We start from the raw sequence: 23,525 nt of genomic DNA on the forward strand, positions 1-23,525 counted from the left end.
AGGGGCCTTCCCCCTTGGCATCGCACCCCCTTCAGTCTATACGCGCGACCTGATCCAAGGAGCCGACGATGACCCTTAGCGCAAATCTCAACATCATGAAGAAAGCTGCCCGCAAGGCGGGGCGGTCTCTTGTCAAGGATTTCCGCGAGGTCGAAAACCTCCAGGTGTCGATGAAAGGTGCCGGCGATTTCGTCAGCCGTGCCGACATCGCCGCAGAAGAAATCATCAAGGCCGAACTGATGGAGGCGCGTCCTTCCTACGGCTGGATCGGCGAAGAGGGCGGTGAGGAAACCGGCAGCGATCCGACCCGTCGCTGGATCGTCGATCCGCTGGATGGCACCACCAACTTCCTGCACGGCCTGCCGCATTGGGCGATCTCGATCGCGCTTGAGCACAAGGGCCAGATCATCGCCGGCGTCGTCTATGACGCCGCCAAGGACGAGATGTTCTTTGCCGAAAAGGGCGAAGGTGCCTGGATGAACGAAACGCGGATCCGCGTGTCGGGCCGTCACCGCATGATCGAATCGATCTTCGCCACCGGCGTGCCCTTCGGCGGACGCTCGGACCTGCCGAAGACGCTGAAGGACCTCGGTCGTCTGATGCCAGCCTGTGCCGGTGTGCGGCGCTTCGGATCTGCCGCGCTGGACCTGGCCTATGTGGCCGCCGGCCGCTACGAGGGCTTCTGGGAACGCCGCCTGAACGCCTGGGATATGGCTGCGGGCATCGTCATCCTGCGCGAAGCGGGCGGCCTGGTCGAGCCGATCAACCCCGAGGCCGACATCCTGGCCAGCGGAGAGGTCATCGGCGCGAACGAAGCGATCTTTGAACAATTCGCCAAGGTCATCCGCAACAGCTGATCGCTTTGCGGCGCTACGGATTTTGATCGAACCCCCGGCGCTTAACGGCGCCGGCGTACCTGTGGCACGTTTGATCGTGTCAGCCGGTATTCCGCCGGCGGGTGGTCCGGGTGGCCATGGGTGCGGTCCCAGAAGGCCGTGCCGCCCAGGCGTCGAAACAGCGGCAATGTCAGCGCGAAGCCCGCGATGAAGCCCCCCGCATGCGCCCAGTAGGCCACGCCGCCCGCGTTCATATCTGCGCCCAGCCCGTTCACGAATTGCAAGCCGAACCAGATGCCCAGCATGATCCAGGCGGGCACCGGGATCACCTTGAAAAACACAATGAAGATGAACAGGATATCGACCCGCGCCTTCGGGAACAGAAGAAGATATCCCCCCATCACCCCCGCGATCGCGCCCGAGGCCCCGACCATCGGCACCATGGATCCTGGTGCCGCGACATATTGCGCCAGCGCCGCCGCCACGCCAGAGGCAAGGTAGAAGCCCAGGAAGCGGCCATGCCCCATTTCGTCTTCCATATTGTCGCCAAAGATCCACAGAAACAGCATGTTGCCCGCCAGGTGCATGAAGCCCCCGTGCAGGAACATCGAGGTCACGAAAGACCCGTACCCTTCGCCGGATGAAATGCGCGCCGGCACCAACCCATAGGTCATGAAGAACCCGTCCAGCGCCTGGGCCGACGGCAGTGAGGTCATGTAGAAGGCGAAGACCGCGATATTGATCGCGATCAGGCTCCAGGTGACAAAGGGCGTGCGCCCCGAGGGGTTGTGATCGCGCAAGGGAAACATGCGCTCAAGCTGGGGCGGCAGGGGGGGAAGGTCAAGCCAAAGCCCGGATTTCCCTGAAAATTTGGTGTCCTGAAATTTTTACGGATTGTCCCGGCGCTGTCTCTTTCCCATCCCGCCGGGCAGGTCTATGGTCCCGCCAGCCTTCCGGAAACGGATGGGCCCGCGTGGTGGAATGGTAGACACAGGGGACTTAAAATCCCTAGGCTTTGATGCCGTGCCGGTTCGAGTCCGGCCGCGGGTACCAGAAATCTTTTCCTCTAGTCCTTTGTTTTTATAGGGCCTTTGGAGAAGGGGGCGGAGGGGTGGAATTTTCTGCCCGCGATTAATCCCGTTTCAACGCTTCATGCGCATCCTGCGCCCAGGCAAGTTTGCCCGAGCGAAAGGAATGCCGATGAAATACGCTGTGTTTGCCGTGATCCTCGCGGCGGGACCGGCCTGTGCCGACCAATATACCGCCGTGATGACCACATTCGCCCGCGACAGTATCGTGGGCTGGGCGGAAGCCCCTGTGTTGATTGAAGAAATCGTTGCTCAGAACGCGGAACATGCCGGGTTGAGCCAGGCGGACATCGACGAAATGGACCGCCAGTGGCGGAACCAGGTAGGGCAGGGTAACCGGCCGATTGTCGAACCGGTCCTGTCCAACCCCGCGGCCGACTATCTCCGCCAGATTGTCGAGGAATCCGGTGGCATCGTGACCGAGGTTTTCATCATGGACAACAGGGGGTTGAACGTCGCTGCCTCGGATCCGACCTCGGACTACTGGCAGGGGGACGAGGCGAAATTCACCGAGACTTATGGCAAAGGCGCAAGCGCCCTGCACATCGGGGATATCGAGTTTGATGACTCCACCCAGTCCTATCAGGGGCAGGTTTCCGTTCCGGTGATGGGGCCGGGCGGCGCGGTGATCGGTGCCATGACCGTGGGTCTGAATGCCGAGATGCTGTTCTAAGCCCCTGAGACCCAGATCAAGAAAAGGACCGTGTCGATGCCGGATTCGACCGCGCGCAGCCGTGTGCCCAAGGCGCTGAAGCAAACATTCTTTGTCGGAACGGTGCTGGTCGCGATCAGCATCCTCCTGGTCGTGTCCCTGATCGAATTCATGTCGCACCGCCGCTCGATCGAAACGGTCGAGACTTTGGTCGCCGAAAGAGCAGAGGAAAACACCGCCTTCCTGGCGGAACAGGTGGCCGGCATGGTCAAGTTCGGCAAGGTCACGCCGTTGGAGGCAGCCTTGAAAAGCCTGATCGACCGCGCCGAAGGCGATGTCCTGTCCGCCCTTGCCCTTCAAGCGGATGGACAGGTGATCGGCCAGGTCGGGAAGGGCGATGATCAGGTGATGGCAGAGCTTGCCGCCCGCGCCCTGCAATCCGGCGTGCCAGAGATCAGCGCCGACGGTTTCTTCGTCGCCATGCCCTTGCGGTTCGGGCGGGATGCCCAGGTGATCGGCGCGGTCGGCACCCATTGGACGGCAGATCAGAAACGGGCCTTCCTTGACGCCGAAAGGCCGCAGATGATCCTGACTGGGGCCGGTATCTGTCTGGCCGCCCTGATCGTTGTCGGGGGGATAATATGGCTGTGGTTTTCGCGCCCGCTGCGGCGGACCGATGCCGCGATGCGGGCCGTCGCCTTTGGCGCGCTGGATCGCGATGTGCCGTATCAGTCCAGGCAGGACGAAATCGGCGGCATTGCCCGATCGCTCGCCGAATTCCGGGACAAGCTGATCGACGCACGCGCCTCGGACGAGGAAAACGCCTTTCGCAGTGCGGGAATCAAAAGCGCGGGCTCCGCGCTGGCGTTGCTCGATCAGGATCACGCGATACGCTACGCCAACCCGGCATTTCAGGACCTTATGGTCGCCTTCGGGGGCCAGGTGAAGGGGGAGTGGGGCGCCTGGGCCACCCCGGACGAGAGCGGGTTGAAAGGACGGTCCGCACGGGACATCCCGGGCCTGTCCGACGTGCTGGAACAGATCGCCTCGGGCCAGATTGCGCTGCCCGCGGTTGTTCAGCGCCGCTGGACGCGCCACCGGCTGGAAGCCCGGGCATCGGCCGTCCTGAACCCCGAGGGAGAGAACATAGGGCTTGTCCTTGAATGCAAAGACGTCTCGGAAGAGGTGTTGAACGCCGCCATCCTCAAGGCCATCGATCGCAATCAGTTGCGGATCGACATAGGCGAGGACCGGCAGGTTGTGTCCTGCAATGATGCCGTGCTGACCCTAACCGGCCTGTCTGTAGAAAAGCTGAAGAGCCTTACCGGGCGGGACATGCTGCAAAGCGTCGATGTCTCGGATCAGGTGAAAGAGGCGAATGTCGCTGCCGTGCGCGCTGGAAAGACGGTCTCTGGCCGGTTCGAACTGGTTTCTGCCGGCGCCCGAAAGCCGGTGGTCGAAGGAACGATCACCCCGATTGTCGGGTCCGACGGGTCAGTTCAACGGCTGGTTTTCATCGGGACCGATACCACCGAAGAACATTATGCAAGGATCGCGGCCACCGCGGAACGTGCCGCCCAGCAGGAAGAACAGCAGCGCGTGGTCAGTGCCCTGCGTCGCGGCTTGGACAGGCTTGCGAATGGGGATCTGACGATGAAGATCGATGATCCCCTTGGCCCCGACTATGAAGAGCTGCGCTTGAATTTCAACGCGGCAGTGAAAAGCCTTCATGATGCGATGGATGCCGTGGTGCAGAATGCGACCTCCATCCGGACCGAAGCCGGAGAGATCACCTCGGCCGCTGATGATCTGGCGCGACGCACCGAACGGCAGGCCGCCACGCTGGAAGAAACGGCGGCGGCGCTGGATCAGCTGACGGCCTCGGTCGCCTCGGCGTCTTCCGGCGCAATCGAGGCGAGCAACATCGCCCAGACCACGCTGTCCCAGGCTGAAACCGGCGGTGGCGTTGCCCGACGGGCGGTGGACGCGATGGATGGCATAAGGTCTTCCAGCAAGGAGATCTCGAAAATCACCAGCGTGATCGACGACATCGCCTTTCAGACCAACCTTCTGGCGCTGAATGCCGGGGTCGAGGCTGCCCGTGCAGGCGAAGCCGGGCGCGGCTTTGCCGTGGTCGCGACCGAGGTTCGGGCGCTTGCACAACGTTCCTCGGAAGCTGCGCGCGAGATCAACGATCTGATCACGGCCTCGGGGCAGCAGGTGAAGACCGGCGTCGACCTTGTGGATCAGACCGGAGAGGCTCTGGCGCGCATCGTCAGGGGTGTGTCCGATATATCGGAGCGCGTGAAGGCCATTTCCCAATCGGCACAAGAACAATCCACCGGCTTGAGTGAGATCAACACGGCGATGAATGATCTGGACCAGGTCACGCAGCAGAACGCGGCCATGTTCGAAGAAACAACCGCCGCAAGCCATGCGCTGACAGCAGAAGCAGAGGCCCTGGTCACCGCATCGGAACAGTTCAAGCTGATAGGCTCGGGCCCGCGGACCACGCGGGACAGAACAGCCGGAAAACCGGCGGACGCGGCGAAAAAAGTGGTGAACGCCCCTCCGGTGGTCGCAGACGACCGGGGCTGGGCCGAATTTTGATGCCTCAGCTTGCACTGAAACTGAGGTATCGCGCGCCGCCCGGGGCGGGGTGGCGCGCGAAAATCTGGTCAGCGTGTGCCCGAATAGCGTTCCTGCCAGTCGGCGGTTTCTTCATCCGTGACCTTGCGGAACAGGTTCTCGGGCACCGCAAAGGTGTGACCGGCGGGCAGGGTGGACAGAGCCTCGGACAGCGGGGCCTTGGGCCAGTCGACCGTCTCCAGCCCGAAGGCCTGCGCCATCTGGGCAGAGGCGTCCGGAATGAAGGGCGACGACACGGCTGCGTAGAACCGGATCAGGTTCAGCGACAGCCGGACGATCGCCGCGGCGCGCTCGGGATCTTCCTTGAACGCCGCCCAGGGGGCCGCCGATTGCAGGTATTCGTTCCCGGCCACCCAAAGCGCCCGCAACTCTTGCGAGGCCTTGCGCACTTCCATCGCCTCCATCTGGGTCTCATAGGCCGCAAGCCGCGCTTCCAGATCGGCAATCAGCGCTTCCTCCTGCGGGCCATAGCTGCCGCTTTCGGGCACCTCTTCGCCAAATTTCGACCGGCAGAACTTGGTCACCCGGCTGACGAAGTTGCCCAGCACATCCGCGAGGTCCTTGTTGACAGAGGCTTGGAAGTTTTCCCAGGTGAATTCCGCATCCGAGGATTCCGGCGCATGGGACAGCAGCCACCAGCGCCAATAGTCGGCCGGCAGGATCTCAAGCGCCTGGTCCATGAAGACACCGCGCCCGCGCGAGGTCGAGAATTGGCCGCCCTCATAGTTCAGGTAATTGAACGACTTGATGTAATCGACCAGCTTCCAGGGCTCGCCCGAACCCAGGATCGTCGCCGGGAAACCAAGCGTGTGGAAGGGCACGTTATCCTTGCCCATGAACTGGGTGTAGGTCACATCGTCGGCACCCTTGTCCGTGCGCCACCAGCGTTCCCAGTCCGCGCCCTTGCCGGCGTCGACCCATTCCTGCGAACAGGCGATGTATTCGATCGGCGCGTCGAACCAGACGTAGAATACCTTGCCCTCCATTCCGGGCCAATCTTCGTTGCCCTTCTTGACCGGGATGCCCCAGTCGAGATCGCGGGTGATGCCACGGTCCTGCAGCCCGTCACCGTCGTTCAGCCATTTCTTGGCGATCGAGGTGGTCAGCACAGGCCAGCCATCGCGGGTGTCGATCCATTCCTCAAGCTCGTCCTTCATCTTGGACTGGCAAAGGTAAAGGTGCTTGGTCTCGCGCATCTCAAGGTCGGTCGAGCCCGAGATGGTCGAATGCGGATTGATCAGGTCGACCGGGTCCAGCTGCTTGGTGCAATTGTCGCATTGGTCGCCGCGCGCGCTGTCGAAACCGCAGTTGGGGCAGGTGCCTTCGATATAGCGGTCGGGCAGGAAACGCCCGTCCGCATGGGAATACATCTGCGTTTCCGAGACTTCGCGGATGAGCCCGGTCTCGGCCAGGCGGCCGGCGAAATGCTGGGTCAGCGCATGGTTGCGATCCGAGGACGAGCGCCCGAAGTGATCGAAGGACAGGCGGAATCCTTCGGCGATCCGGGCCTGAACCTCGTGCATTTCGGCGCAATACTCGGCGACGGGCTTGCCGGCCTTGGCCGCGGCCAGTTCCGCCGGGGTGCCATGTTCGTCGGTGGCACAGAGGAACAGCACCTCCTGCCCGCGCGCACGCTGGTAGCGGGCATAAAGATCCGCCGGCAATTGAGAACCCACAAGGTTCCCCAGGTGTTTGATCCCGTTGATATACGGAATGGCCGAGGTGATCAGATGCCGTGCCATAATGCGCCTTTCGTCCGTTTCAGGCGCTGTTTAACCGCGCAGGCGGCGCAGGACCAGAGGGCTGTTGCCCTGCAGGCGTGGCCTGAACCCGGGCGGTGGGCTGGAGGGCGCGCGCGGGCCGGGCCAAGGCCATCGCGAAACGCGACCGCGGGTAGCCTTCATTGGCTTCGGCAAGGTGCCAGCTGCGCGGCGGCTCCATCCGGGCGCGCAAGCGGTCAAGTTGCCAGCCCGCAGGGCGGCTCGCGTGATCCGCCTCGCACCGCCAGCGGCTTTCGACACCCTGCGCGCCCCCCGCACCGGGCGTCAGCAACAGGCCAAGCGGCGCGCGCCCCGCCTCGGTCCCGGTTTCGGCGGCCAGATGCAGCCGGCGCACGGAGGTCAGGCTGGGCAGACCGGGAATATCCGCCACCGCCAGCGGGGCAGTGCCGCTGCGCAGGATCTCCTCCAGCGTCCAAAGAACGTCCTCGGCACGCTTGGGGCGCACGAAGATCAGACGCTCTGGCCCGATGAACCGCACGACACCCTCGGCATAAAGCTGTTCGGCCTGCCAATCCGGACTGATCCACCAGATCGGGGTAAAAGGGGGCAGATCTGGCCCCAGGTCGCGCAGAAGACAGGCCGCCACATAAAGCGCAAAGCTGCGCCGCGCCCCGCCGCAGATTTCGTGCAGGCGGGCAAGGGACAGCGTGGCCTCGGGGCCAAGCGACAGGGACGGAACGGCCCTGTGCGGCCGGCGTGACAGCAGGGGATGGGGCGGGGCAGACATGCGATGAATATAGAATGTTCATCAAATGTTCTCAATGTGAGTCGTGGGAAAAGAAATCCGCCTCTGGGCTTTCCTGTTTCGAATTCCGTAACATCTTGGCGGTAGACAAAGGAAAAAGAGGGACCGATGCAGAAGAACCGCCTTGGCCGAAGTGATATCAACGTGTCCCGCTATTGCCTGGGGTCCATGACCTGGGGGCGGCAGACGACCGCGCGTGCCGCCCATGCGCAGATCGACATGGCGCTGGATCACGGCATCAATTTCATCGACACGGCCGAGATGTATCCCGTGAACCCCGTCAGCGCCGAAACCATCGGGCGCACGGAACGCATCATCGGGCTGTGGTTCGACGCCTCTGCCGGACGGCGCAGTGATGTGATCCTTGCCACGAAACACTCGGGCGAAGGGCTGCGCGCCGTGCGCGACGGGGCCCCGATCACCGCGCGCAGCATCCGCGAAACCATCGAAGGGTCGTTGCGGCGGCTCAAGACCGACTACATCGACCTGTATCAGTTCCACTGGCCGAATCGCGGGTCGTACCATTTCCGCCAGAACTGGGGCTACGACCCCTCGGGGCAGCAGCCGGCCAAGGTGCGCGACAACATGGCCGAATGCCTTGCCGCGCTGGAGGAGGAGCGCAAGCGCGGCACCATCCGCGAATTCGGCCTGTCGAACGAAACCGCCTGGGGCGCGGCACAATGGCTGCGCCTGTCCGAGGACGCCGGGGGCGACACCCCGCGCGCGGCCTCGATCCAGAACGAATACTCGCTGCTTTGCCGGCATTTCGACACCGACCTGGCCGAACTGTCGCTGAACGAGGATCTGGGGCTGCTGGCCTATTCGCCGCTGGCCGCAGGCCTTCTGACCGGCAAGTACCAGGGCGGAGCGGTGCCGGACGGATCGCGCATGGCCCGGGTGCCTGAACTGGGCGGCCGCAAATCCCCCCGGGTCTTCGACGCGGTCGAGGATTACATCGACCTGGCCTTCAAACACGACCTAGATCCGGTGCACATGGCGCTGGAATGGGTGGCCGGGCGCAAGTTCACCACCTCGGTCATCATCGGTGCCACCACCGGAGACCAGCTGGACCACATCCTGAAAGGCACCAGCCTGAAGCTGACAAAGGAGGTTTGCGACGACATCGACAAGGTGCATCGCGCCCATCCAATGCCCTATTGATCGGCCATCAAACCGATGCGGAAGGCGCTGGCATAAGGGTCCGTGATCCGTCATGTAGAAAGCATGATGGAATCATGGATTTTCTTCTCTCTCGCGGCGACCCTGTTTCAGACGATCCGCTTCATGCTGCAAAAGGTGCTTGCAACCGGGGGGCTTAGCGCGGGCGGCGCGACCTTTGCGCGCTTTCTCTACTCCGGGCCGATCGTCTGGCTGATCGTGCTGCTGGTCCCCGATTGGCCCACCATCGCGCCGGGGTTCTGGCCCTATGCGGTGGTTGGCGGGGTGACCCAGATCCTGGCCACGGTCTGTGTCGTGCTGCTGTTCCAGACCCGGAACTTCGCCGTCGGTATCACGCTGAAAAAGACCGAGGTTCTGCTGACCGTGCTCGTCGGCATCGTGATCCTGGGCGAAGGCGTCAGCTGGCCGGGGTTTGCGGCCATGGTCCTGGGCGTTCTGGGGGTGCTTTTGCTGTCGGATCCGCCGAAAGTGCAGGGCAGCTGGCGGTCACTTCTGTTGAATCGGGCCGTCGGGCTGGGCCTGACCTCGGGCATTTTTTTCGCGATCTCGGCCGTGACCTATCGCGGCGCATCCCTTCAGGTCGAGGCAGAGCCGGCGATCCGGTCGCTCTTCACCTTGGCCTGCGTCCTGATGGTCCAGGTCTCGGCTCTCGGTGCATGGCTCTTGATCCGCGAACCGGGGGAAGTGACCCGCGTGGCCCGCGCCTGGAGACGCGCCGCCTGGATCGGGGTGACCTCGCTTGCGGGGTCCTATTGCTGGTTCACCGCCTTCACGCTGGAAAACGCGGGCTATGTCTTTGCCGTCGGCCAGGTCGAGGTCATCCTGTCGCTGATGGCCTCGGTGCTGTTTTTCCACGAAAAGATCAGCCGGAAAGAGGTTTTCGGCATCGGGCTGATCACGCTGTCGGTCGTCGTGCTGATCGCCGTCACCTGACGGCGATCAATTGGACGGCCGGGGTGCCCGTCAATCCAGGCGACCGTCCATGTCGACCAGCCCGCGCAGCCGGTGAAAGGCCGAATTCGATCCTGTGTTGGCAAAGAACGGCACGCTTGCCGGGGGCTCCGGATCCTGGGCGCGCTGCTGAACCTCGGCCAGGACGACCTCGGTTATGAAGGGAAGATCAAAGCTGCGCGCTTCTTCCAGGGGGATCCACTGCAGCGTCGACAATTCGTCGCAAGCGGCTGAAAAGTCGTCCAGATCCGTGGCCACATGCACATCCGCATCGACCAGGAAGAACCGCGCATCAAAGCGCCGCGGCCGTCCCGGAGGGGTGATCGCGCGGAACACGAACTGCAGCGCAGAGGCGTCGGGCACATGGCCAGTGGCGGCGAAGGTTTCCCAATCGGCCGGCGCGCCGGTCCAGCTGCCCTTTTGGCCAAGGACCAGCCCGGTTTCCTCCCAAAGCTCGCGGATCGCCGCCGCGCCAAGCGCGGTCACCAGGTCCCCCTCGGCCGATTCACGCAGCCGCGTGGCGCAGGGATCGGGGATCGGCGCCGCCAGGGGAATGTCCGCATCGCCCGCGTCCACGGCCCCGCCGGGGAAGACCACCTTGTTCGGCATGAACACGGCCTTGGACCCGCGCTGGCCCATCAGGACCTTGGGGTTCGAGGCCCGGTCGCGCAGGGCGATCACCGTGGCGGCATTGCGAATCTGGGATTTGTCGACCGGTTTGGTCGCGGGCTCTACAACTGTCATTCATCCTCCTCAGGCGCCGTCGTCTGGACCGGGCTCATCAGAGACCGGGACGCCACGAGGGGACGATCACTGCGATGACCCGAACCCGTGCATGCGCCGGGCCCATTGAAACGCAACCAGCGCCCCCTTCAGTCTGGGCAGAAGGTAAAGCGACAAGGTGACGGTGCCAATAGCGAAACCGGTAAACATGACAAGTGGATCGGGCTGCCATGCGGTGTATGACGCCAGCATGACCGGAGCCAGAAGGTGCCCGACGATCAGGATCGTCAGATAGGCCGGGCCGTCGTCGGCGCGGTGATGATGCAGATCTTCGCGGCAGACCGGGCAATGATCGCGCACCTTCAGATAGCCCTTGAGCATCGGGCCGGACCCGCAATTGGGGCATTTGCGCCGGAAGCCACGCCAGACGGTCGGCCAGAGCTCGCGCTCGGCCGTCTCGGGCTGGGGCATCGGATCGACCTGGGTGTCTTTCATAATTCTCTCGTCGAATGGGGTGCCGGACCGCGCAGGTCCGGACTTTGGAGGGACCGGCCCAAGATGACGGCCCCGCGCCCCGGGATAAAGGGGACGGAATGTCCTTGCGGCGGGATGTCGCGCAAATCCCCTGTTTTTCCGGGCGAAACCGGGGCTTGGCCCGGTGCAGCGGCTCCGGCCTTGGGGGCGGTTACAAGGCATGTGAAAAAAACTTTGCCGATTGGCGACGGAAGTTTTTGCCCCGCCCGTATGAGCTTGTGAAGGTTGAGCGAAGGCCTTCTCCTAGCAGTCAAGAAATGGAGAGTACTGATATGAAACGCGCATTTGCCCTGACCGGTGCCATGATCCTGGCCCTGACCGCCAATGCCCTGCCGGCCGTTGCACAGGATGCCGGCCCCGCCCCGAAAGGTCCGCGCTTTGACTTTGCGCAGGTCGACACGGATGGCGACGGCAAGATCACGCCCGAAGAGCTTCAGGCCCATTCCGCCGCGCGCTTTGCCCAAGCCGACACTGATGGCGATGGCACGCTGAGCGTCGAGGAAATGGTCGCTCGCATGGAAGCCCGCCAGGCCGAGCGCCTGCAGCGCGGGGCCGAACGGATGATCGAACGGATGGACAAGAACGACGACGGAGTCCTGTCGGCCGATGAAATGGCCCCGCGGGATGAAGGCCGCATGTTCGCCCGCCTCGACGCGAACGAAGATGGCGCGATTTCCCAAGAGGAAATGGAAAAGGCCCGCGACCGGTTTGAAGAGCGCCGCGAAAAGGGCGGACGCCACGGGGATCATGACCGTGATCACGACCGGGGACACGGTAAGCCCTGGAAAAAGCACAACGACTGATCCTGTCGTGAAAGCCCGGTTCGGGGCAGGGGCGCTGACCCCGGACCCGGATCAGGGCAATGAACCAACGGCATCCCGGCCCAGCCCGGGATTGCCAGCCGCCCGATCAAGAGATACGCCCGCCGGATATGACGGACATGCCTTTCGACGATCTGTCCAGCCTGGATGACGATGCTCTCCTTGTGCTTTATGCCAATGGGGATCCCATGGCTGCGCGGGTTCTGACCGGGCGTCTGGCCCCTGTGGTCATGGCCCATGCCTATCGGCTGACGGGCAACCGGACCGAGGCCGAGGACGTCACCCAGGAAGCGCTGTTGCGCCTGTGGAAGATCGCGCCCGAGTGGCGTCAGGGCGAGGCGAAGGTGACCACCTGGCTCTACCGGGTGACCGCAAACCTGGTGACGGACGGGCTGCGCCGGCGGCGCGGCGGATCCGTCGATCTGGACGCGATCCCCGAGCCGGAAGACGATCGCCCCGGGGCGGATCAGGTCATGCAGGACCGTGCGCGGATGGATGCGCTGAACGCGGCGCTGATGACCCTGCCGGACCGGCAACGCCAGGCCGTGGTGTTGCGCCACATCGAAGGGCTGACAAATCCCGAGATCGCAGAGATCATGGATCTGGGTGTGGAAGCGGTAGAAAGCCTGACCGCGCGGGGCAAGAGGGGACTTGCCAAGGTGCTGGAATGGCAGAAGAAAAACTTGGGGTATCAGGACGATGACTGACAAGTACACGGATAAGGACGACGGGTTCGCGGGGCTGGACGCCCTGTTCGATACCGCGCGTGCCGCACCCGCCCCCCTGTCGGAGGACATGCTGGACCGGCTGACCCGCGACGCGTTGGATGTCCAGGCGGGCTTTGCAGCGTCGCCGGCTGCACCGCCGCGACGCGGACGCCTGGCCGGTTGGCTGGCCGCGATCGGCGGATGGCCCGCGATGGCAACGCTTGCCACGGCCGGGGTGGCCGGGCTGTGGATCGGGGCCATGCCGCCGGCCTTTGTCGAAACCCTGGGACTTGGCTCTGCCACGGCGAGCGATACGGCCGAAGATGATCTGTATCTTGTCGATCCGCTGCCGGGCTTTGTCGTGTCCCTGACGATGGGAGAGGGCTCATGACCCGCACCACTGACACTGAAAAGTCCTCTGTCCGGACGGGCGGCGCGTCGCGTCGGCTGCGCTGGTTGCTGGTGCCGTCCCTTGCGCTGAACCTTCTGGTGGTCGGTGCCGTGGTCGGACACGCGGTGTTTGACGAACCCGACCGCAAGGTGCCGCGTGTCGACCGGATTGGCGGCCCGCTGACCTTTGCGCTAAGCCATGACGACCGCAAGGAAATCGGCAAGGCGCTGCGCCAGCAGTACCGCCAGGGGCGGCCGACCCGGGCGCAAATCCAGGAAGAATACCAGCAGGCGATCACGGCGCTGCGGGCCGATCCCTATGATCGCGCGGGGCTTGAGGCGGTCTTTGCCGCACAGCTGGCAGGGGCGACGGAACGGGTGGCGATTGGCCAGCGATTGCTGTTGGAGCGGATCGCGCAAATGTCTTCGGATGAACGCCGCGCCTTTGCCGATCGTTTGGAAGAAGGGCTGGAGCATCCTGAACGCTTTGGACGACCGGAAAAGCGGCCCTAGGCGGTCCTCGCCGGGCCCTGACATGCCCGTCTCGGGTGTGGAGGGCGGTTTGGTCTGATCATCGGGTGGTTCTGCTTGGGGTTGTGTTGCGGGGTGCTGCTGCTGGTTTTGCGAGTCTGTTTTGCGGCAATATCCTGTGCGGGCATTTCTCTAAGATATTAATACAATTAGATAGTTCTGGGATTTTCTCAGATCAGATCGGACGTTCTGAAATTTGCTGCGAAATCAGATCAATCATTCTTTAACCGCTCGCGACACGAGGTAGCACGTCCTCAGGAGCCTTCCGAACCGACCGCCGGAAATCCGAAATCACGCAGTCGCGTCCGGCAGCCTTTGCCCGGTAAAGCGCCTGATCCGCGCGGGTAAGCAGGCGCGATGCGTCCTCTTCTGGTGTGCGGAACTGGCGAGCGGCGGGGCAGTCAAGGGTTGCCAGGCCGATCGACATGGTGACCTGCAGCCCGTCCGGCGCGCCGGGATAGGGCACGCAGGTCCGCGCCACGGCCAGGCGGAGCCGGCGGGCCAAAGCCGAGGCCTCGGCCCGCGCGCACCCGGGTAGCAGGATCAGGAACTCCTCTCCTCCGATGCGGGACGCGATCCCAGAGGTGCCGAGGGTGTCGGAAAGACACCGCCCGATGGCCTGAAGGACCGCATCCCCGGCGGGATGTCCGAAGGTGTCGTTCACCCATTTGAAATGATCGAGATCGCCCATCAGTACGGCAACGGGGGCGTCGCGGGTCCGGCTGTCGCGGATCAGCTGGTCTAGCCGGGGCAGGGCGTAGCGACGGTTGTAAAGCCCGGTCAAGGGATCGGTCAGCGCGGATTGCAGCCCATGGCGCAGCTGATCCCGGGTCCGCAGCATCGAGCGGCGGCGGTCGGCCAGCAGGGTCAGGCGCGCCATGGCTTCGTCGGCATGGAAGGGCAGGGTCATGACGCCGCCTGCGCCATAGTCCAGCGCCTCGATCACCATGGAAGGATCGGTCGAGCCGTGGCCGGAATGCGCCAGAAGCACCTCGGGCCCGGCCTCCTGATCCAGACGGGCCGCGCGGGCAGTCAGCCGAAGCGTCGCGTCGCGGCCCAGGCTGTCGGCATCAAGCAGGGCCAGATCCACCCCTGGCGGCAGCGCATCCGCAGGGCCCAGCACTTTGACCGCTGGCAGGGGCAGGGCCCGCGCCCAATCCGCCGCCCGCGCATCGCCCGAGAAGATCGCCACACGCGGCGGCGGGGCAAAGGCCCCGGCCGCCTCGGCCAAGCCGGCGGGGCGGATGCCGGGAACCTCTTGCATCGTCAGGTCGCTCATGCGGGCGCGATACTCAAATAGCCGCCGGACGCGGGCCAGGATTTCCGCGTCGGAACAGGACCTTGGGATAACCTCATCCGCACCGGCCTTGATCAGCATGGCGCAGCGCGTCGCATCCGCGCGGTCAGTCAGGACGATGCGCAAGGCATGGCGGGTCTCATCCCCTCCGCGCAGGCTGTCGCACAGGGCCAGCGCCCCAAGCCCCGAAATCCCGTCCGAGATCAGCACGGCCCCCGGTTGATCCTCTTGCACGATGGCACCGACATCCTCGGACCGGTCGGCCTGCATCACGTCATAGAAGGCGCCGCTGAACAGCGCGGACAGCATCAGCCGACTGGCGAACCTGTCATCCGCGATCAATATGCGTCCGGTCATCGCAGCAACCTTTTCTTCACGAATTCCCACGCGCCCGACAGGCCCGCGGCTTGGCTGAAGACAGGATTTGCGAATTTGGTTAAGAAAGCGTTGCCCGGCCCAGGCGATTCCGACGGTCCCGTCGATTTTCGCGCAGATCTCGGCCGGATTGCCACGCAGAAAAGGAGACCCCATGGACAGCGAACAGGCGCAGATCATCGCCCTGGCTTCCCTTAACTGGCTGATCGCGAACGACGATCTGCGGGGGATTTTCCTGGGCTCCAGTGGGTTGTCACCCGAGGACCTGATGGCCCGCGCGGCCGAGCCCGAACTGCTGGGATCCGTGCTGGATTTCATCCTGATGGACGATTCCTGGGTGGTCTCCTGCTGCGATTCCCTGGGCTATCCCTACGAGAACCTGCAACGCGCGCGCATGGCCCTGCCCGGCGGACAGCAGGTGCACTGGACCTGAGCGCCGATTAGCCCGTCACAGAGCAGACAGATCGGCCGGCGTGCCTTCGATGATCACATCGAGCAGACGGATCAGTTCGGCGTGTTCGGCGGGGCTGAGAAGGGCGGCCATCAGCTCTCCGTTTTCGCGGGCATGCGGGGTGCCCTGGGCAACCGCGCGACGGCCCTTTTCGGTCAGCGTGATCCTTCGCGTACGGCGGTCTTCCTCGCCCGAGCTGCGGGCAACCAGCCCGTCGGTCTCCATCCCGCGCAGCGCGCGTGACGTGGCGGTGCGGTCGATGCCGACGAACACAGCGATATCAGAGGGTTGCGATAGCCCTTCGTTGGCGATGGCCAGCAGGATACACCAGGTCGTCCGGTTCAGCCCGATCTGGCGCAGACGATCCTCAAGCCGCCGTTCCTGCAGCCGCGCGGCAAGCGACAGGTGGTAGCCAAGCGAGGAATGCAGGCGATAGGGCGGGGGCGTGGTGTCTTGCGTGTCGGACATGGACCGAGAGGGCCGCAGCGAAACCCGCTTGTCAAGCCGATCCTGCCCGCGCAGTGTCCCCGCAAGGCGGCACCGGCCCTGGCACCGGCCCTGGCACTGGGCCTGTGCTGCGAGAGCGACTGCGACAGGAAAGACGTGATGATCATCAAGGGGATATTGTTCGACAAGGACGGGACGCTGTTCGATTATGGGGCCACCTGGAACGGCTGGGCGTTGCAGCTGATCTCGGATCTTGCGGCTGGTGATGTCACTCTGGGCCGTCGCCTGGCCGAAGCCGCAGATTTCGACCTGGCATCCGGCGCATTTCGCCCGACCAGCCCCATGATCGCCTGCACCAATCGCGAGGCCGCAGAGATCCTTCTGCCATACCTCCCCGACACTGACCTGGCCACGTTGGAAGAGCTTCTGACCCTGCGCGCCACCGAGGCTCCGCTGGCCCCGCCCGTCGACCTGCATCCGCTGCTGGATGACCTGGGCGGTCGCGGCCTGTCGCTAGGCGTCATGACGAATGACAGCGAACAGGCCGCGCTGGTGCATCTGCAAGAGGCCAAGATACTGGACCGGTTCGATTTTGTCGCAGGGTTCGACAGCGGCTACGGGGCCAAGCCCGCGCCGACCCCGCTGCTGGCCTTTGCTTCTCAGCTTGGACTGGATCCGGCGCATGTGGCCATGGTCGGCGACAGCACCCATGATCTGATCGCGGGCCGCGCCGCCGGCATGGTGACGGTTGCGGTCCTGACCGGCTTGGCCGATGCCGAAACGCTTGGCCCCCATGCCGATGTTGTGCTGCCGCATATCGGCCATATCCCGGGCTGGCTTGCGGGTATTTCGGCATAGGGGCGCCTGTTCGCGGCTTGTTAAGCCCTTGATGCCATAGTGCGCGGATCACCAAGGGGATCGACAGCGCGGGATGGCCATGCATGGGCTGATGAACAGGGCGATACAATGTTTTGTGCGGGACACCTACGGGGGCGAGGTCTGGGAACAGGTCGTGCGCCGCGCCGGGCTGGGGTTTTCCGACTTTGCCGCGATGCTGACCTATGATGACCCGCTGACAGACGCGGTGCTGGACGCGATCTGTGCCTGCCTGTCGAAACCCCGTGCGACGGTGCTGGAGGATATCGGCACCTATCTAGTCTCGGACCCGCAAATTCAGGCCCCCCGGCGGCTGCTGCGCTTTGCCGGCATCAGTTACGAGGATTTCCTGCAATCCCTGGACGATCTGCCGGGGCGGGCGCAGCTGGCCGTCTCGGACCTGGTCCTGCCACGGTTGGAACTTCGGGTTCTACCGGCCGGGCGCTATATCCTTGTGGTCGACAGCGGCGGCGGCACGCCGGCGGGGTTCGGGCATGTCATGGTCGGCATCCTGCGCGCCATGGCCGACGATTACGGGGCGCTGGTCATGCTGGATCATCGCGGCACCCGCCAGGGCCGGGAAGAGATCGAGATCACGCTGGTCGAAGCCGCCTTTGCCGAAGGGCGCGCCTTTGACCTTGGGGCCCGTATGTCATGAGCGGGGCCAATCACAGGCCCACGGACCTGCCCGAAGACAGCATGCTTCTGGCGCTTGATACCCTGTGCCCGATGCACTGCCTGGTCGACGAAAGCGGCAACATCACCCATTGCGGCCCGACCCTGCAAAAGCTGCGGCCACAGGTGACGATGGTTGGTCAGCGCTTCCTGAAGGTGTTTCAGACCACCCATCCGGGCAATATCACCACCCTGCCGGATCTGTGCAATGCGGCGGGGCGGCGGGCCCGGCTTCGGCTGCGGTTTCGGTCCGCCCCGCGCACGGATCTGCAAGGTGTCCTGGTGCCGCACGGGCTGGGCGGGGCGATCATCAACCTGTCCTTCGGGATCTCGATCCTGGATGCCGTGCGGGACTATGCCCTGACCAATACCGATTTCGCCGCCACCGACCCCACGGTCGAGATGCTGTTCCTGGTCGAGGCGAAATCCGCCGCGATGGAGGCATCGCGCAAGCTGACCCGCCAGCTGCACATCGCCAAGATTGCCGCAGAAGAACAGGCCTTTACCGACACTTTGACCGGGTTGAAGAACCGCCGCGCGCTGGACCACATCTTGAACCGTATGATCGAGGCCGAGCAGGAGTTCGCGCTGATGCACATGGACCTCGATTACTTCAAGGATGTGAACGACAGCCTGGGCCATGCCGCCGGGGATCATGTTCTGACCCAGGTCGCGCAGATCATGGTCGAGGAAACGCGCAACGAAGACGTGGTCGCCCGTGTCGGAGGAGACGAGTTCGTGCTTGTGTTCCACGGTCTCTGCTCTCGCCCCCGGATCGAGGAAATCGCCCGCCGCCTGATCACGCGGGTCGAGGTGCCCATGCCCTGGCAGGATCAGACCTGTCGCATCTCGGCCTCGCTTGGGACGACGCTGTCCACGGACTACGCCCATGTCCAGGCCGAGACGCTTCTGGCCGACGCCGATGCCGCGCTATACGCCGCAAAGCGGGCAGGGCGCGCGCAACACCGGTTCCACGACCCGCCCCCCGCCGGAGCCCTGGCCGCCGGGGTCGGCCCTGCGACAGGGTCCTGATTTGGGCTGTGCGGACGGTGCATTGTTCGTTGTGGCCGGTCCTGCGACAGGGCTTTCAAGTCGGGCCAATAGGGCGGTGCTTTGCCCGCCGGTGGTTTCAGCGGAGCGGACCGGAGTGGACAGCTGGTTAAGTAAGGGTGCAAAGCAGTGCCAACGCTGCGCTCGGGCAATCTGAGTGGGGGGTGGGAGCCCTTCTTCCCCTGGTCGCTTGGTTTTGCGCAGGCATGTGCCCGTGAGCCACCGTCCTTAGCCTATTGAGCGGTGGAGGGCCTAAGTGCCCGTCGCCTTCGCTTGCCAAAGTCAGAAAGCGCGGACCTCTGCCGATGCCACCCGCGCCGCGACCCGCCCTGAGCAGTTGAACGCAGGAAAAAGCTCGCTCAGGCGCCGACCCGATGACCGCCAGAAGGACCCAGCTTGGAGGCTCCGTCAGGACGCTGCACGGAATTTTCCCCTACACCAGCGCGTGTTTCGAATGCTACCTCTCCGCCGCTCCAGCCCGCCACCGTTCCAGCGACAGCCGAAAGCCCCCCTCAGGCGCTCCAGTAGGAGGCGGCGAGGAATTCGCCCCGGATCAAACCGCGCTCGGTCAGCGCCTCTTTCGCGGCGGCTGCTTCGGATTTTTCAGCGGCGAAAAGCACATAGCGGTCACTGTCGGGCAAAACCAACAGCGGCAGGCCGTCCAGCGGGCTCTTGCCCTCGCTGCGGTACAGCCAGGTCACCTGAACCCCGGAGGGGCCCGCAATCTCCTGCCGGTCCTCGGGTGAGGGCACGACCAGAACCGTCTGACCCGTCACCGCAGGATCGGCCTGGGCCAGGATCCGCGCGACGACCGGCACGGCGGTTTCGTCGGCGATCAGGCCAAGATAGGCGCTTGGCTTCGGCATGGCCGATCCGCTTGGCCCCATCAGGGCGATTTCGTCGCCGGCCACAAGCGACGCGACCCAACCCGGCGTGCGTCCCGTATCGTGCCAGAAGACGTCGAAGGTCAGCACAGGGCCATCGGGGCCTTCGGTGATCTCGCGCGTGGTAAAGACAGGGCGATGCCAGGCCTCGGCCCCGCCGGGCCAGCGGGTGACGCCGCCTTCGTCCGTGAAGGGCCAGTCCTGCCCCTCGGCCCCCTGCGGCAGGGTGAAATGCAGCCCGCCTTCGCCAAAGCGCGCAAGGTCGGGGGCGGTCACCGCAATGCGTTGAAACGACGGGGAAATCCGTTCAGAGGACACGACGCGCGCCAGGCTGAGGTTGGCGGGCCGACCCTTGGGAAGCGGATCGTCCCAGGTCAGCGTCACCCCCATGCGGCTGGTCAGAGTGTCCAGCAGGTCGCGCAGCACCTGGGCCCCCATGCGGTCCTTGGGCAGCAGCTGCAGCTGCGTTGAGGCTCCGTCGGCGGACACCAGGATCTGGCCGCGCGACAGCGTCACGCTTGCCCCACCCTCCGCGTCGACGACCTTCATGCCCATGCCTTCAACAGCCGTGCGGAACCCCGGCAGGACCACGTCCAGGGGGCGGCCCACGTGGGCGGCGATCGCAGCCGGGCCGGTCGGGGTTTCGGGCGAGGAAGGCGGGGGCATGGACATCGATCAGGGGCTTTCTGGCGTTTCGTCCGCCCGTTCTAGCATCCTTTTGCGCCAGGTCCACGATCCGGCAAATCCCCGCTGATCGCGGCAGGGGATTCGAGAATCAATTCGCCCTATGGTTGCTGAAAATGCCCACCCAAACAGCCACCCGCTGTGTCCGTCCGAGTTACCCACAGATCCGAATGTTCAGTGCAATCAGTCAATTCGGGTAGATCTTGTGTATTGTTTCCGGTCAGCCCGCAAGTCTGGAGGAAAAACCCAGCTTGCGGCACGATTTTGGCAATCATGGCATTTTTTGGACTTATTCCGGTTAAAAGTTCGTTAAAGTGCCTCCATGGCTCGCACTGCGCGGGAAGCTGCGCAGGGTGATGTGAATTAAATGGACGCAAGTTTGTAGTCGACGTGAAATTTTGATCGGTCGGGCCATATTAGGCCCCCAAATCGAGAAAACCCGAGGCCCGTTGTCTGGTCGCGTCTGCTGCGCGACCTGGGGTGTTCTCCTCGGCCGTTTCACATCGCTCGGGCAAGCGGATCAGCAACCTGAAGGCACCCTGTACGGGGTCTGAAACAAGAAGGCCCGACCTGGGTTTGAAGGGACGGAAATGACCTATTCTTACAGCAAGTACAGCTACAAAAGCTCGTATTCCTACACCAAGTCCTACGAGTGGACCGCCTATACTGAAAGCGATTTCCTGGGACCGAACACCGGATCCTCGATCAGCTGCGGCGACACCTTCACCATGCCCGGCGGCGCGACTGTCTGCATGTCGACCTATGACAACGACGGCTATCTCTCGGGCGATGCCAAGTGCAACGAGAACGCCACGGACAGCTATGGTCAGAAGGCCTATGTCGACGGTCAGCGCGAAGGCGGCCAGATGTACGCCGAATGCTACCACGTGCTGAAGGGCTCGGACGGGCGCACCTATTACCTGATCGAGATCGAGGTCGAAGGCTATGACGCCCCCGGTGCCGGCGACGACTTCTTCACCTTCTACGGTGCCGTGCCGCCGAAGGGTGTTGAGCTGACGGTTGTGAACACCTGCAACGTCAAGGGCTGCATGATCGACTACCGTTGCCTTGGCGCGGGTGAAAAGGCTCCGGAGAACACCCCGCCGGAATTCACCAACGACCCCAAGTATGGCAAGATCTGCATCGACGAAAACACCGCCTTCGTCATCGATCTGAACGCCAATGACGCCGACGGCGACACGCTGACCTACGAAATCATCGGCGGCAAAGACGCCGACAAGTTCCAGATCGACGCTTCGACGGGTGAGCTGACCTTCAAGGAAGCCCCCGACTACGAGAACCCGACCGACTATGGCCAGGACAACGTCTATGACGTGCAGGTCCGCGTCACCGACGGCAAGGGCGGCGAAGACACCACCTGTCTGTCGATCTGTGTCGAGGACGTGCAGGAAGGCCAGCCCAAGTGCATCGTGATCGAGGCCGAGGACATGTGCGCCTGGGGCTTCTCGAAGGCCTGGGGCTGCAACGCATCCGGCGGCAAGCTGATGAAGCTGGGCTGCGCGGGCGGTGAAGGCGTCCTGTGGACCAAGTTCACCGGTGAAGCGGGCACCTATGACCTGAAGCTTTTCGTCCAGGACGAAAACGACGGTCAGTCCAAGATCTACATCAAGGTCAACGGCGAAGTCGTGAAGACCCTGGTTCTGGACAACGACAACAACGGTGCAGGCAGCAACAACGGCTATTTCTCGGAAATCGTGCTGGACGATATCGAGCTGAAGCCCTGTGACACCCTGTCGATTTGGGCCGACGGCAACTGCGGCGAATACGTCCGCATCGACAAGATCGAGCTGTGCAAGGACGACGCACCGCTTGGGTCGATCGGTGACCGTGTGTGGTTCGACGCCGACAAGGATGGCGTGCAGGACGCGGGCGAAGACGGCGTGGCCGGCGTGACCGTCAACCTGCTGGACGCGGGCGGCAACGTCATCGCGACCCAGGCCACCGACGCCAACGGCAACTACCTGTTCGAGAACCTCGAAGCGGGCGACTACAAGGTCGACTTTGACCTGCCCGCCGGCACCTTCGGCTTCACCACCCAGGACGTTGGCGACGACGCGCTGGATTCGGATGCCGATGCCTCGGGTCAGACCGCGACCATCACCCTGGCCGCCGGTGAAAACAACCTGACCGTGGATGCCGGTATCATCGATCTCAACACCGCACCCGAACCGGTCGCGGACGAGGCGATGACCTGTGCCGACCAGGTGAAGACCGTGGACGTCTTGGCCAACGACTTCGACTTTGACGGCGACACGCTGATCATCACCAAGGTCGACGGCCAGGCTATTTCCGAAGGTCAGACGATTACCACCTCGGCAGGCACCCTGGTGACCCTGACGGGCGGCGAACTGGTCATCGACGGCGAAGCCGCCTATGCGGCGCTCGACATCGGTGAAAAGGACGTCGAGGTGATTTCCTACACCGTGGCCGACGGCAACGGCGGCACCGCGACCACCGATCTGACCATGACCTTCTGTGGCGACGCAAACACGCTGGAAAGCTTCTGCGCCAGCCTGCCGGAGACCATGGATTACCAGATCGTGTCCGATCAGACCTTCCCGCTGGACCCTTCGTCTTTCGAGATTAAGATCAGCAACTCGGGTGACACGCGTCTGGACGGCGTCATCTTCGAAAACGCCTACTGCCTCAGCTTCTACGAGGAAGTGGCCGAAGGCGACAATTACACCGACGCACCGATGAACTCGGGCACCGTGCTGTGTTCGACCGATGCGGATGTGGCATCTGTCTTCAACCCGAACCAGATCTCGGTCTTCAACGGCAACACTGCGGCCGAGAACATGGACCTGATCAACTGGATCCTGAACCAGAACTTCGAGGGCAACGGCTATTCCGGTTGGGAAGTTCAGCGCGCGATCTGGGAACTGACCGACGATCGGGATCTGGGCTACATGGACAACGTCGAGGACATGGGCGAGGACGTGAACGTTCAGGAAATCCTGAACCTGGCGTCGGCGCACGAAGGCTATGTCCCCTCCATGGGTGGCAACATCGGCCTGATCGTGGATCCGGGCGATGCAAACGAACTGAACCTGCAGCCGTTCATCGTCTCGGTGAACATCGAGCAGTACGACTGCCTCTGCTGATCGCAGCGCGATATGACAGATGAAAGGCCCGCCGGATTGGCGGGCCTTTTGCTTTCCCTGGACACTGGGCGGAT

General features: G+C 63.7%; 22 protein-coding genes and 1 tRNA gene. 15 read left to right on the forward strand and 8 right to left on the reverse strand.

Annotated elements, in window-relative coordinates; all coding sequences use genetic code 11:
* Positions 1 to 68: 68 nt before the first annotated feature.
* The gene (locus tag BMX99_RS04535) at positions 69 to 857 is read left to right on the forward strand and encodes an inositol monophosphatase family protein (protein WP_093447733.1); all 789 of its coding nucleotides are present in this window, start codon (positions 69 to 71) and stop codon (positions 855 to 857) included.
* 41 nt (positions 858 to 898) lie between these two features.
* Here the strand turns inward: BMX99_RS04535 and BMX99_RS04540 are convergent, their stop codons facing one another.
* Positions 899 to 1,645 carry a rhomboid family intramembrane serine protease gene (locus BMX99_RS04540; protein ID WP_093447735.1) on the reverse strand — a complete coding sequence of 249 codons (747 nt, stop codon included), beginning with the start codon at positions 1,643 to 1,645 and terminating at the stop codon, positions 899 to 901.
* Positions 1,646 to 1,803: 158 nt separating this feature from the next.
* On the opposite strand from BMX99_RS04540, the gene BMX99_RS04545 reads away from it, so the two are divergent.
* The 3 genes from BMX99_RS04545 to BMX99_RS04555 all read left to right on the forward strand — a co-directional run bounded on the left by BMX99_RS04545 (position 1,804) and on the right by BMX99_RS04555 (position 5,186).
* A tRNA-Leu gene (locus BMX99_RS04545) sits at positions 1,804 to 1,889 on the forward strand.
* 147 nt (positions 1,890 to 2,036) lie between these two features.
* A complete protein-coding gene (locus BMX99_RS04550) occupies positions 2,037 to 2,597 on the forward strand; it encodes a PDC sensor domain-containing protein (RefSeq protein ID WP_244525584.1) in 561 nt (186 codons plus the stop codon).
* 36 nt (positions 2,598 to 2,633) lie between these two features.
* Positions 2,634 to 5,186 carry a methyl-accepting chemotaxis protein gene (locus BMX99_RS04555; RefSeq protein WP_093447739.1) on the forward strand — a complete coding sequence of 851 codons (2,553 nt, stop codon included), beginning with the start codon at positions 2,634 to 2,636 and terminating at the stop codon, positions 5,184 to 5,186.
* A gap of 68 nt (positions 5,187 to 5,254) precedes the next feature.
* Here BMX99_RS04555 and metG read toward each other — a convergent pair whose 3' ends face one another.
* Together metG and BMX99_RS04565 are read right to left on the reverse strand one after the other, a co-directional pair.
* On the reverse strand, positions 5,255 to 6,967 hold the full coding sequence (metG, locus tag BMX99_RS04560) for a methionine--tRNA ligase (RefSeq protein WP_093447742.1): 1,713 nt from the start codon (positions 6,965 to 6,967) through the stop codon (positions 5,255 to 5,257).
* Positions 6,968 to 6,986: 19 nt separating this feature from the next.
* A complete protein-coding gene (locus BMX99_RS04565) occupies positions 6,987 to 7,733 on the reverse strand; it encodes an ImuA family protein (protein ID WP_244525583.1) in 747 nt (248 codons plus the stop codon).
* A gap of 126 nt (positions 7,734 to 7,859) precedes the next feature.
* Between BMX99_RS04565 and BMX99_RS04570 the strand changes: the two genes are divergently transcribed.
* A complete protein-coding gene (locus BMX99_RS04570; RefSeq protein WP_093447744.1) occupies positions 7,860 to 8,912 on the forward strand; it encodes an aldo/keto reductase in 1,053 nt (350 codons plus the stop codon).
* A 66-nt stretch (positions 8,913 to 8,978) separates the two neighbouring features.
* The gene (locus BMX99_RS04575) at positions 8,979 to 9,863 is read left to right on the forward strand and encodes a DMT family transporter (RefSeq protein WP_093448480.1); all 885 of its coding nucleotides are present in this window, start codon (positions 8,979 to 8,981) and stop codon (positions 9,861 to 9,863) included.
* A gap of 30 nt (positions 9,864 to 9,893) precedes the next feature.
* Here the strand turns inward: BMX99_RS04575 and BMX99_RS04580 are convergent, their stop codons facing one another.
* Together BMX99_RS04580 and BMX99_RS04585 are read right to left on the reverse strand one after the other, a co-directional pair.
* Positions 9,894 to 10,625 carry an NUDIX hydrolase gene (locus tag BMX99_RS04580; RefSeq protein WP_093447747.1) on the reverse strand — a complete coding sequence of 244 codons (732 nt, stop codon included), beginning with the start codon at positions 10,623 to 10,625 and terminating at the stop codon, positions 9,894 to 9,896.
* Between the two features lie 66 nt (positions 10,626 to 10,691).
* Positions 10,692 to 11,099 carry a DUF983 domain-containing protein gene (locus BMX99_RS04585; protein WP_093447749.1) on the reverse strand — a complete coding sequence of 136 codons (408 nt, stop codon included), beginning with the start codon at positions 11,097 to 11,099 and terminating at the stop codon, positions 10,692 to 10,694.
* A gap of 311 nt (positions 11,100 to 11,410) precedes the next feature.
* Between BMX99_RS04585 and BMX99_RS04590 the strand changes: the two genes are divergently transcribed.
* The 4 genes from BMX99_RS04590 to BMX99_RS04605 all read left to right on the forward strand — a co-directional run bounded on the left by BMX99_RS04590 (position 11,411) and on the right by BMX99_RS04605 (position 13,569).
* A complete protein-coding gene (locus BMX99_RS04590; RefSeq protein ID WP_093447751.1) occupies positions 11,411 to 11,941 on the forward strand; it encodes an EF-hand domain-containing protein in 531 nt (176 codons plus the stop codon).
* 128 nt (positions 11,942 to 12,069) lie between these two features.
* Positions 12,070 to 12,666 (forward strand): RNA polymerase sigma factor, encoded by a 597-nt coding sequence (locus BMX99_RS04595; protein ID WP_093447753.1) that lies wholly within the window; start codon positions 12,070 to 12,072, stop codon positions 12,664 to 12,666.
* On the forward strand, positions 12,659 to 13,057 hold the full coding sequence (locus tag BMX99_RS04600) for a hypothetical protein (RefSeq protein ID WP_093447755.1): 399 nt from the start codon (positions 12,659 to 12,661) through the stop codon (positions 13,055 to 13,057). The genes BMX99_RS04595 and BMX99_RS04600 overlap by 8 nt, the downstream gene beginning before the upstream one ends.
* A complete protein-coding gene (locus BMX99_RS04605) occupies positions 13,054 to 13,569 on the forward strand; it encodes a periplasmic heavy metal sensor (RefSeq protein ID WP_093447757.1) in 516 nt (171 codons plus the stop codon). The genes BMX99_RS04600 and BMX99_RS04605 overlap by 4 nt, the downstream gene beginning before the upstream one ends.
* Positions 13,570 to 13,810: 241 nt before the next feature.
* On the opposite strand, the gene BMX99_RS04610 is transcribed toward BMX99_RS04605, so the two are convergent.
* Positions 13,811 to 15,241, reverse strand: coding sequence for a diguanylate cyclase domain-containing protein (locus tag BMX99_RS04610; RefSeq protein ID WP_170848783.1), 1,431 nt, complete (start codon positions 15,239 to 15,241; stop codon positions 13,811 to 13,813).
* A 172-nt stretch (positions 15,242 to 15,413) separates the two neighbouring features.
* On the opposite strand from BMX99_RS04610, the gene BMX99_RS04615 reads away from it, so the two are divergent.
* Positions 15,414 to 15,692: a DUF3572 domain-containing protein gene (locus BMX99_RS04615; protein ID WP_093448482.1), complete on the forward strand. Its 279-nt coding sequence runs from the start codon at positions 15,414 to 15,416 to the stop codon at positions 15,690 to 15,692.
* Between the two features lie 15 nt (positions 15,693 to 15,707).
* On the opposite strand, the gene BMX99_RS04620 is transcribed toward BMX99_RS04615, so the two are convergent.
* Positions 15,708 to 16,178 carry a MarR family winged helix-turn-helix transcriptional regulator gene (locus BMX99_RS04620; protein ID WP_093447762.1) on the reverse strand — a complete coding sequence of 157 codons (471 nt, stop codon included), beginning with the start codon at positions 16,176 to 16,178 and terminating at the stop codon, positions 15,708 to 15,710.
* Between the two features lie 138 nt (positions 16,179 to 16,316).
* Between BMX99_RS04620 and BMX99_RS04625 the strand changes: the two genes are divergently transcribed.
* The 3 genes from BMX99_RS04625 (at position 16,317) to BMX99_RS04635 (ending at position 18,740) form a co-directional block, all read left to right on the forward strand.
* On the forward strand, positions 16,317 to 17,015 hold the full coding sequence (locus BMX99_RS04625; protein WP_093447765.1) for an HAD family hydrolase: 699 nt from the start codon (positions 16,317 to 16,319) through the stop codon (positions 17,013 to 17,015).
* 91 nt (positions 17,016 to 17,106) lie between these two features.
* Entirely contained in the window at positions 17,107 to 17,691 is a 585-nt protein-coding gene (locus tag BMX99_RS04630) for a heme NO-binding domain-containing protein (RefSeq protein WP_315855911.1), read from the forward strand.
* The gene (locus BMX99_RS04635) at positions 17,688 to 18,740 is read left to right on the forward strand and encodes a GGDEF domain-containing protein (protein ID WP_244525582.1); all 1,053 of its coding nucleotides are present in this window, start codon (positions 17,688 to 17,690) and stop codon (positions 18,738 to 18,740) included. The genes BMX99_RS04630 and BMX99_RS04635 overlap by 4 nt, the downstream gene beginning before the upstream one ends.
* 530 nt (positions 18,741 to 19,270) lie before the next feature.
* On the opposite strand, the gene BMX99_RS04640 is transcribed toward BMX99_RS04635, so the two are convergent.
* On the reverse strand, positions 19,271 to 20,308 hold the full coding sequence (locus BMX99_RS04640) for a siderophore-interacting protein (protein ID WP_175480262.1): 1,038 nt from the start codon (positions 20,306 to 20,308) through the stop codon (positions 19,271 to 19,273).
* Between the two features lie 608 nt (positions 20,309 to 20,916).
* Here BMX99_RS04640 and BMX99_RS04645 point away from each other — a divergent pair.
* Positions 20,917 to 23,451: an SdrD B-like domain-containing protein gene (locus BMX99_RS04645; RefSeq protein WP_093447771.1), complete on the forward strand. Its 2,535-nt coding sequence runs from the start codon at positions 20,917 to 20,919 to the stop codon at positions 23,449 to 23,451.
* Positions 23,452 to 23,525 lie beyond the last annotated feature (74 nt).

It is taken from the genome of Pseudooceanicola nitratireducens (assembly GCF_900109195.1).
Classification (GTDB): domain Bacteria; phylum Pseudomonadota; class Alphaproteobacteria; order Rhodobacterales; family Rhodobacteraceae; genus Pseudooceanicola; species Pseudooceanicola nitratireducens.

Excerpts from the sequence above, each read along its gene's own strand:
- metG (WP_093447742.1), bottom strand. The coding sequence starts at position 6,967 with ATGGCACGGCATCTGATCACCTCGGCCATTCCGTATATCAACGGGATC.
- BMX99_RS04625 (WP_093447765.1), top strand. The coding sequence starts at position 16,317 with ATGATCATCAAGGGGATATTGTTCGACAAGGACGGGACGCTGTTCGAT.
- BMX99_RS04635 (WP_244525582.1), top strand. The coding sequence starts at position 17,688 with ATGAGCGGGGCCAATCACAGGCCCACGGACCTGCCCGAAGACAGCATG.
- BMX99_RS04580 (WP_093447747.1), bottom strand. The coding sequence starts at position 10,625 with ATGACAGTTGTAGAGCCCGCGACCAAACCGGTCGACAAATCCCAGATT.
- BMX99_RS04595 (WP_093447753.1), top strand. The coding sequence starts at position 12,070 with ATGACGGACATGCCTTTCGACGATCTGTCCAGCCTGGATGACGATGCT.
- BMX99_RS04610 (WP_170848783.1), bottom strand. The coding sequence starts at position 15,241 with ATGACCGGACGCATATTGATCGCGGATGACAGGTTCGCCAGTCGGCTG.
- BMX99_RS04575 (WP_093448480.1), top strand. The coding sequence starts at position 8,979 with ATGGAATCATGGATTTTCTTCTCTCTCGCGGCGACCCTGTTTCAGACG.
- BMX99_RS04615 (WP_093448482.1), top strand. The coding sequence starts at position 15,414 with ATGGACAGCGAACAGGCGCAGATCATCGCCCTGGCTTCCCTTAACTGG.
- BMX99_RS04555 (WP_093447739.1), top strand. The coding sequence starts at position 2,634 with ATGCCGGATTCGACCGCGCGCAGCCGTGTGCCCAAGGCGCTGAAGCAA.
- BMX99_RS04565 (WP_244525583.1), bottom strand. The coding sequence starts at position 7,733 with ATGTCTGCCCCGCCCCATCCCCTGCTGTCACGCCGGCCGCACAGGGCC.
- BMX99_RS04640 (WP_175480262.1), bottom strand. The coding sequence starts at position 20,308 with ATGCCCCCGCCTTCCTCGCCCGAAACCCCGACCGGCCCGGCTGCGATC.
- BMX99_RS04540 (WP_093447735.1), bottom strand. The coding sequence starts at position 1,645 with ATGTTTCCCTTGCGCGATCACAACCCCTCGGGGCGCACGCCCTTTGTC.
- BMX99_RS04550 (WP_244525584.1), top strand. The coding sequence starts at position 2,037 with ATGAAATACGCTGTGTTTGCCGTGATCCTCGCGGCGGGACCGGCCTGT.
- BMX99_RS04590 (WP_093447751.1), top strand. The coding sequence starts at position 11,411 with ATGAAACGCGCATTTGCCCTGACCGGTGCCATGATCCTGGCCCTGACC.
- BMX99_RS04570 (WP_093447744.1), top strand. The coding sequence starts at position 7,860 with ATGCAGAAGAACCGCCTTGGCCGAAGTGATATCAACGTGTCCCGCTAT.
- BMX99_RS04605 (WP_093447757.1), top strand. The coding sequence starts at position 13,054 with ATGACCCGCACCACTGACACTGAAAAGTCCTCTGTCCGGACGGGCGGC.
- BMX99_RS04620 (WP_093447762.1), bottom strand. The coding sequence starts at position 16,178 with ATGTCCGACACGCAAGACACCACGCCCCCGCCCTATCGCCTGCATTCC.
- BMX99_RS04645 (WP_093447771.1), top strand. The coding sequence starts at position 20,917 with ATGACCTATTCTTACAGCAAGTACAGCTACAAAAGCTCGTATTCCTAC.
- BMX99_RS04585 (WP_093447749.1), bottom strand. The coding sequence starts at position 11,099 with ATGAAAGACACCCAGGTCGATCCGATGCCCCAGCCCGAGACGGCCGAG.
- BMX99_RS04535 (WP_093447733.1), top strand. The coding sequence starts at position 69 with ATGACCCTTAGCGCAAATCTCAACATCATGAAGAAAGCTGCCCGCAAG.
- BMX99_RS04600 (WP_093447755.1), top strand. The coding sequence starts at position 12,659 with ATGACTGACAAGTACACGGATAAGGACGACGGGTTCGCGGGGCTGGAC.
- BMX99_RS04630 (WP_315855911.1), top strand. The coding sequence starts at position 17,107 with ATGAACAGGGCGATACAATGTTTTGTGCGGGACACCTACGGGGGCGAG.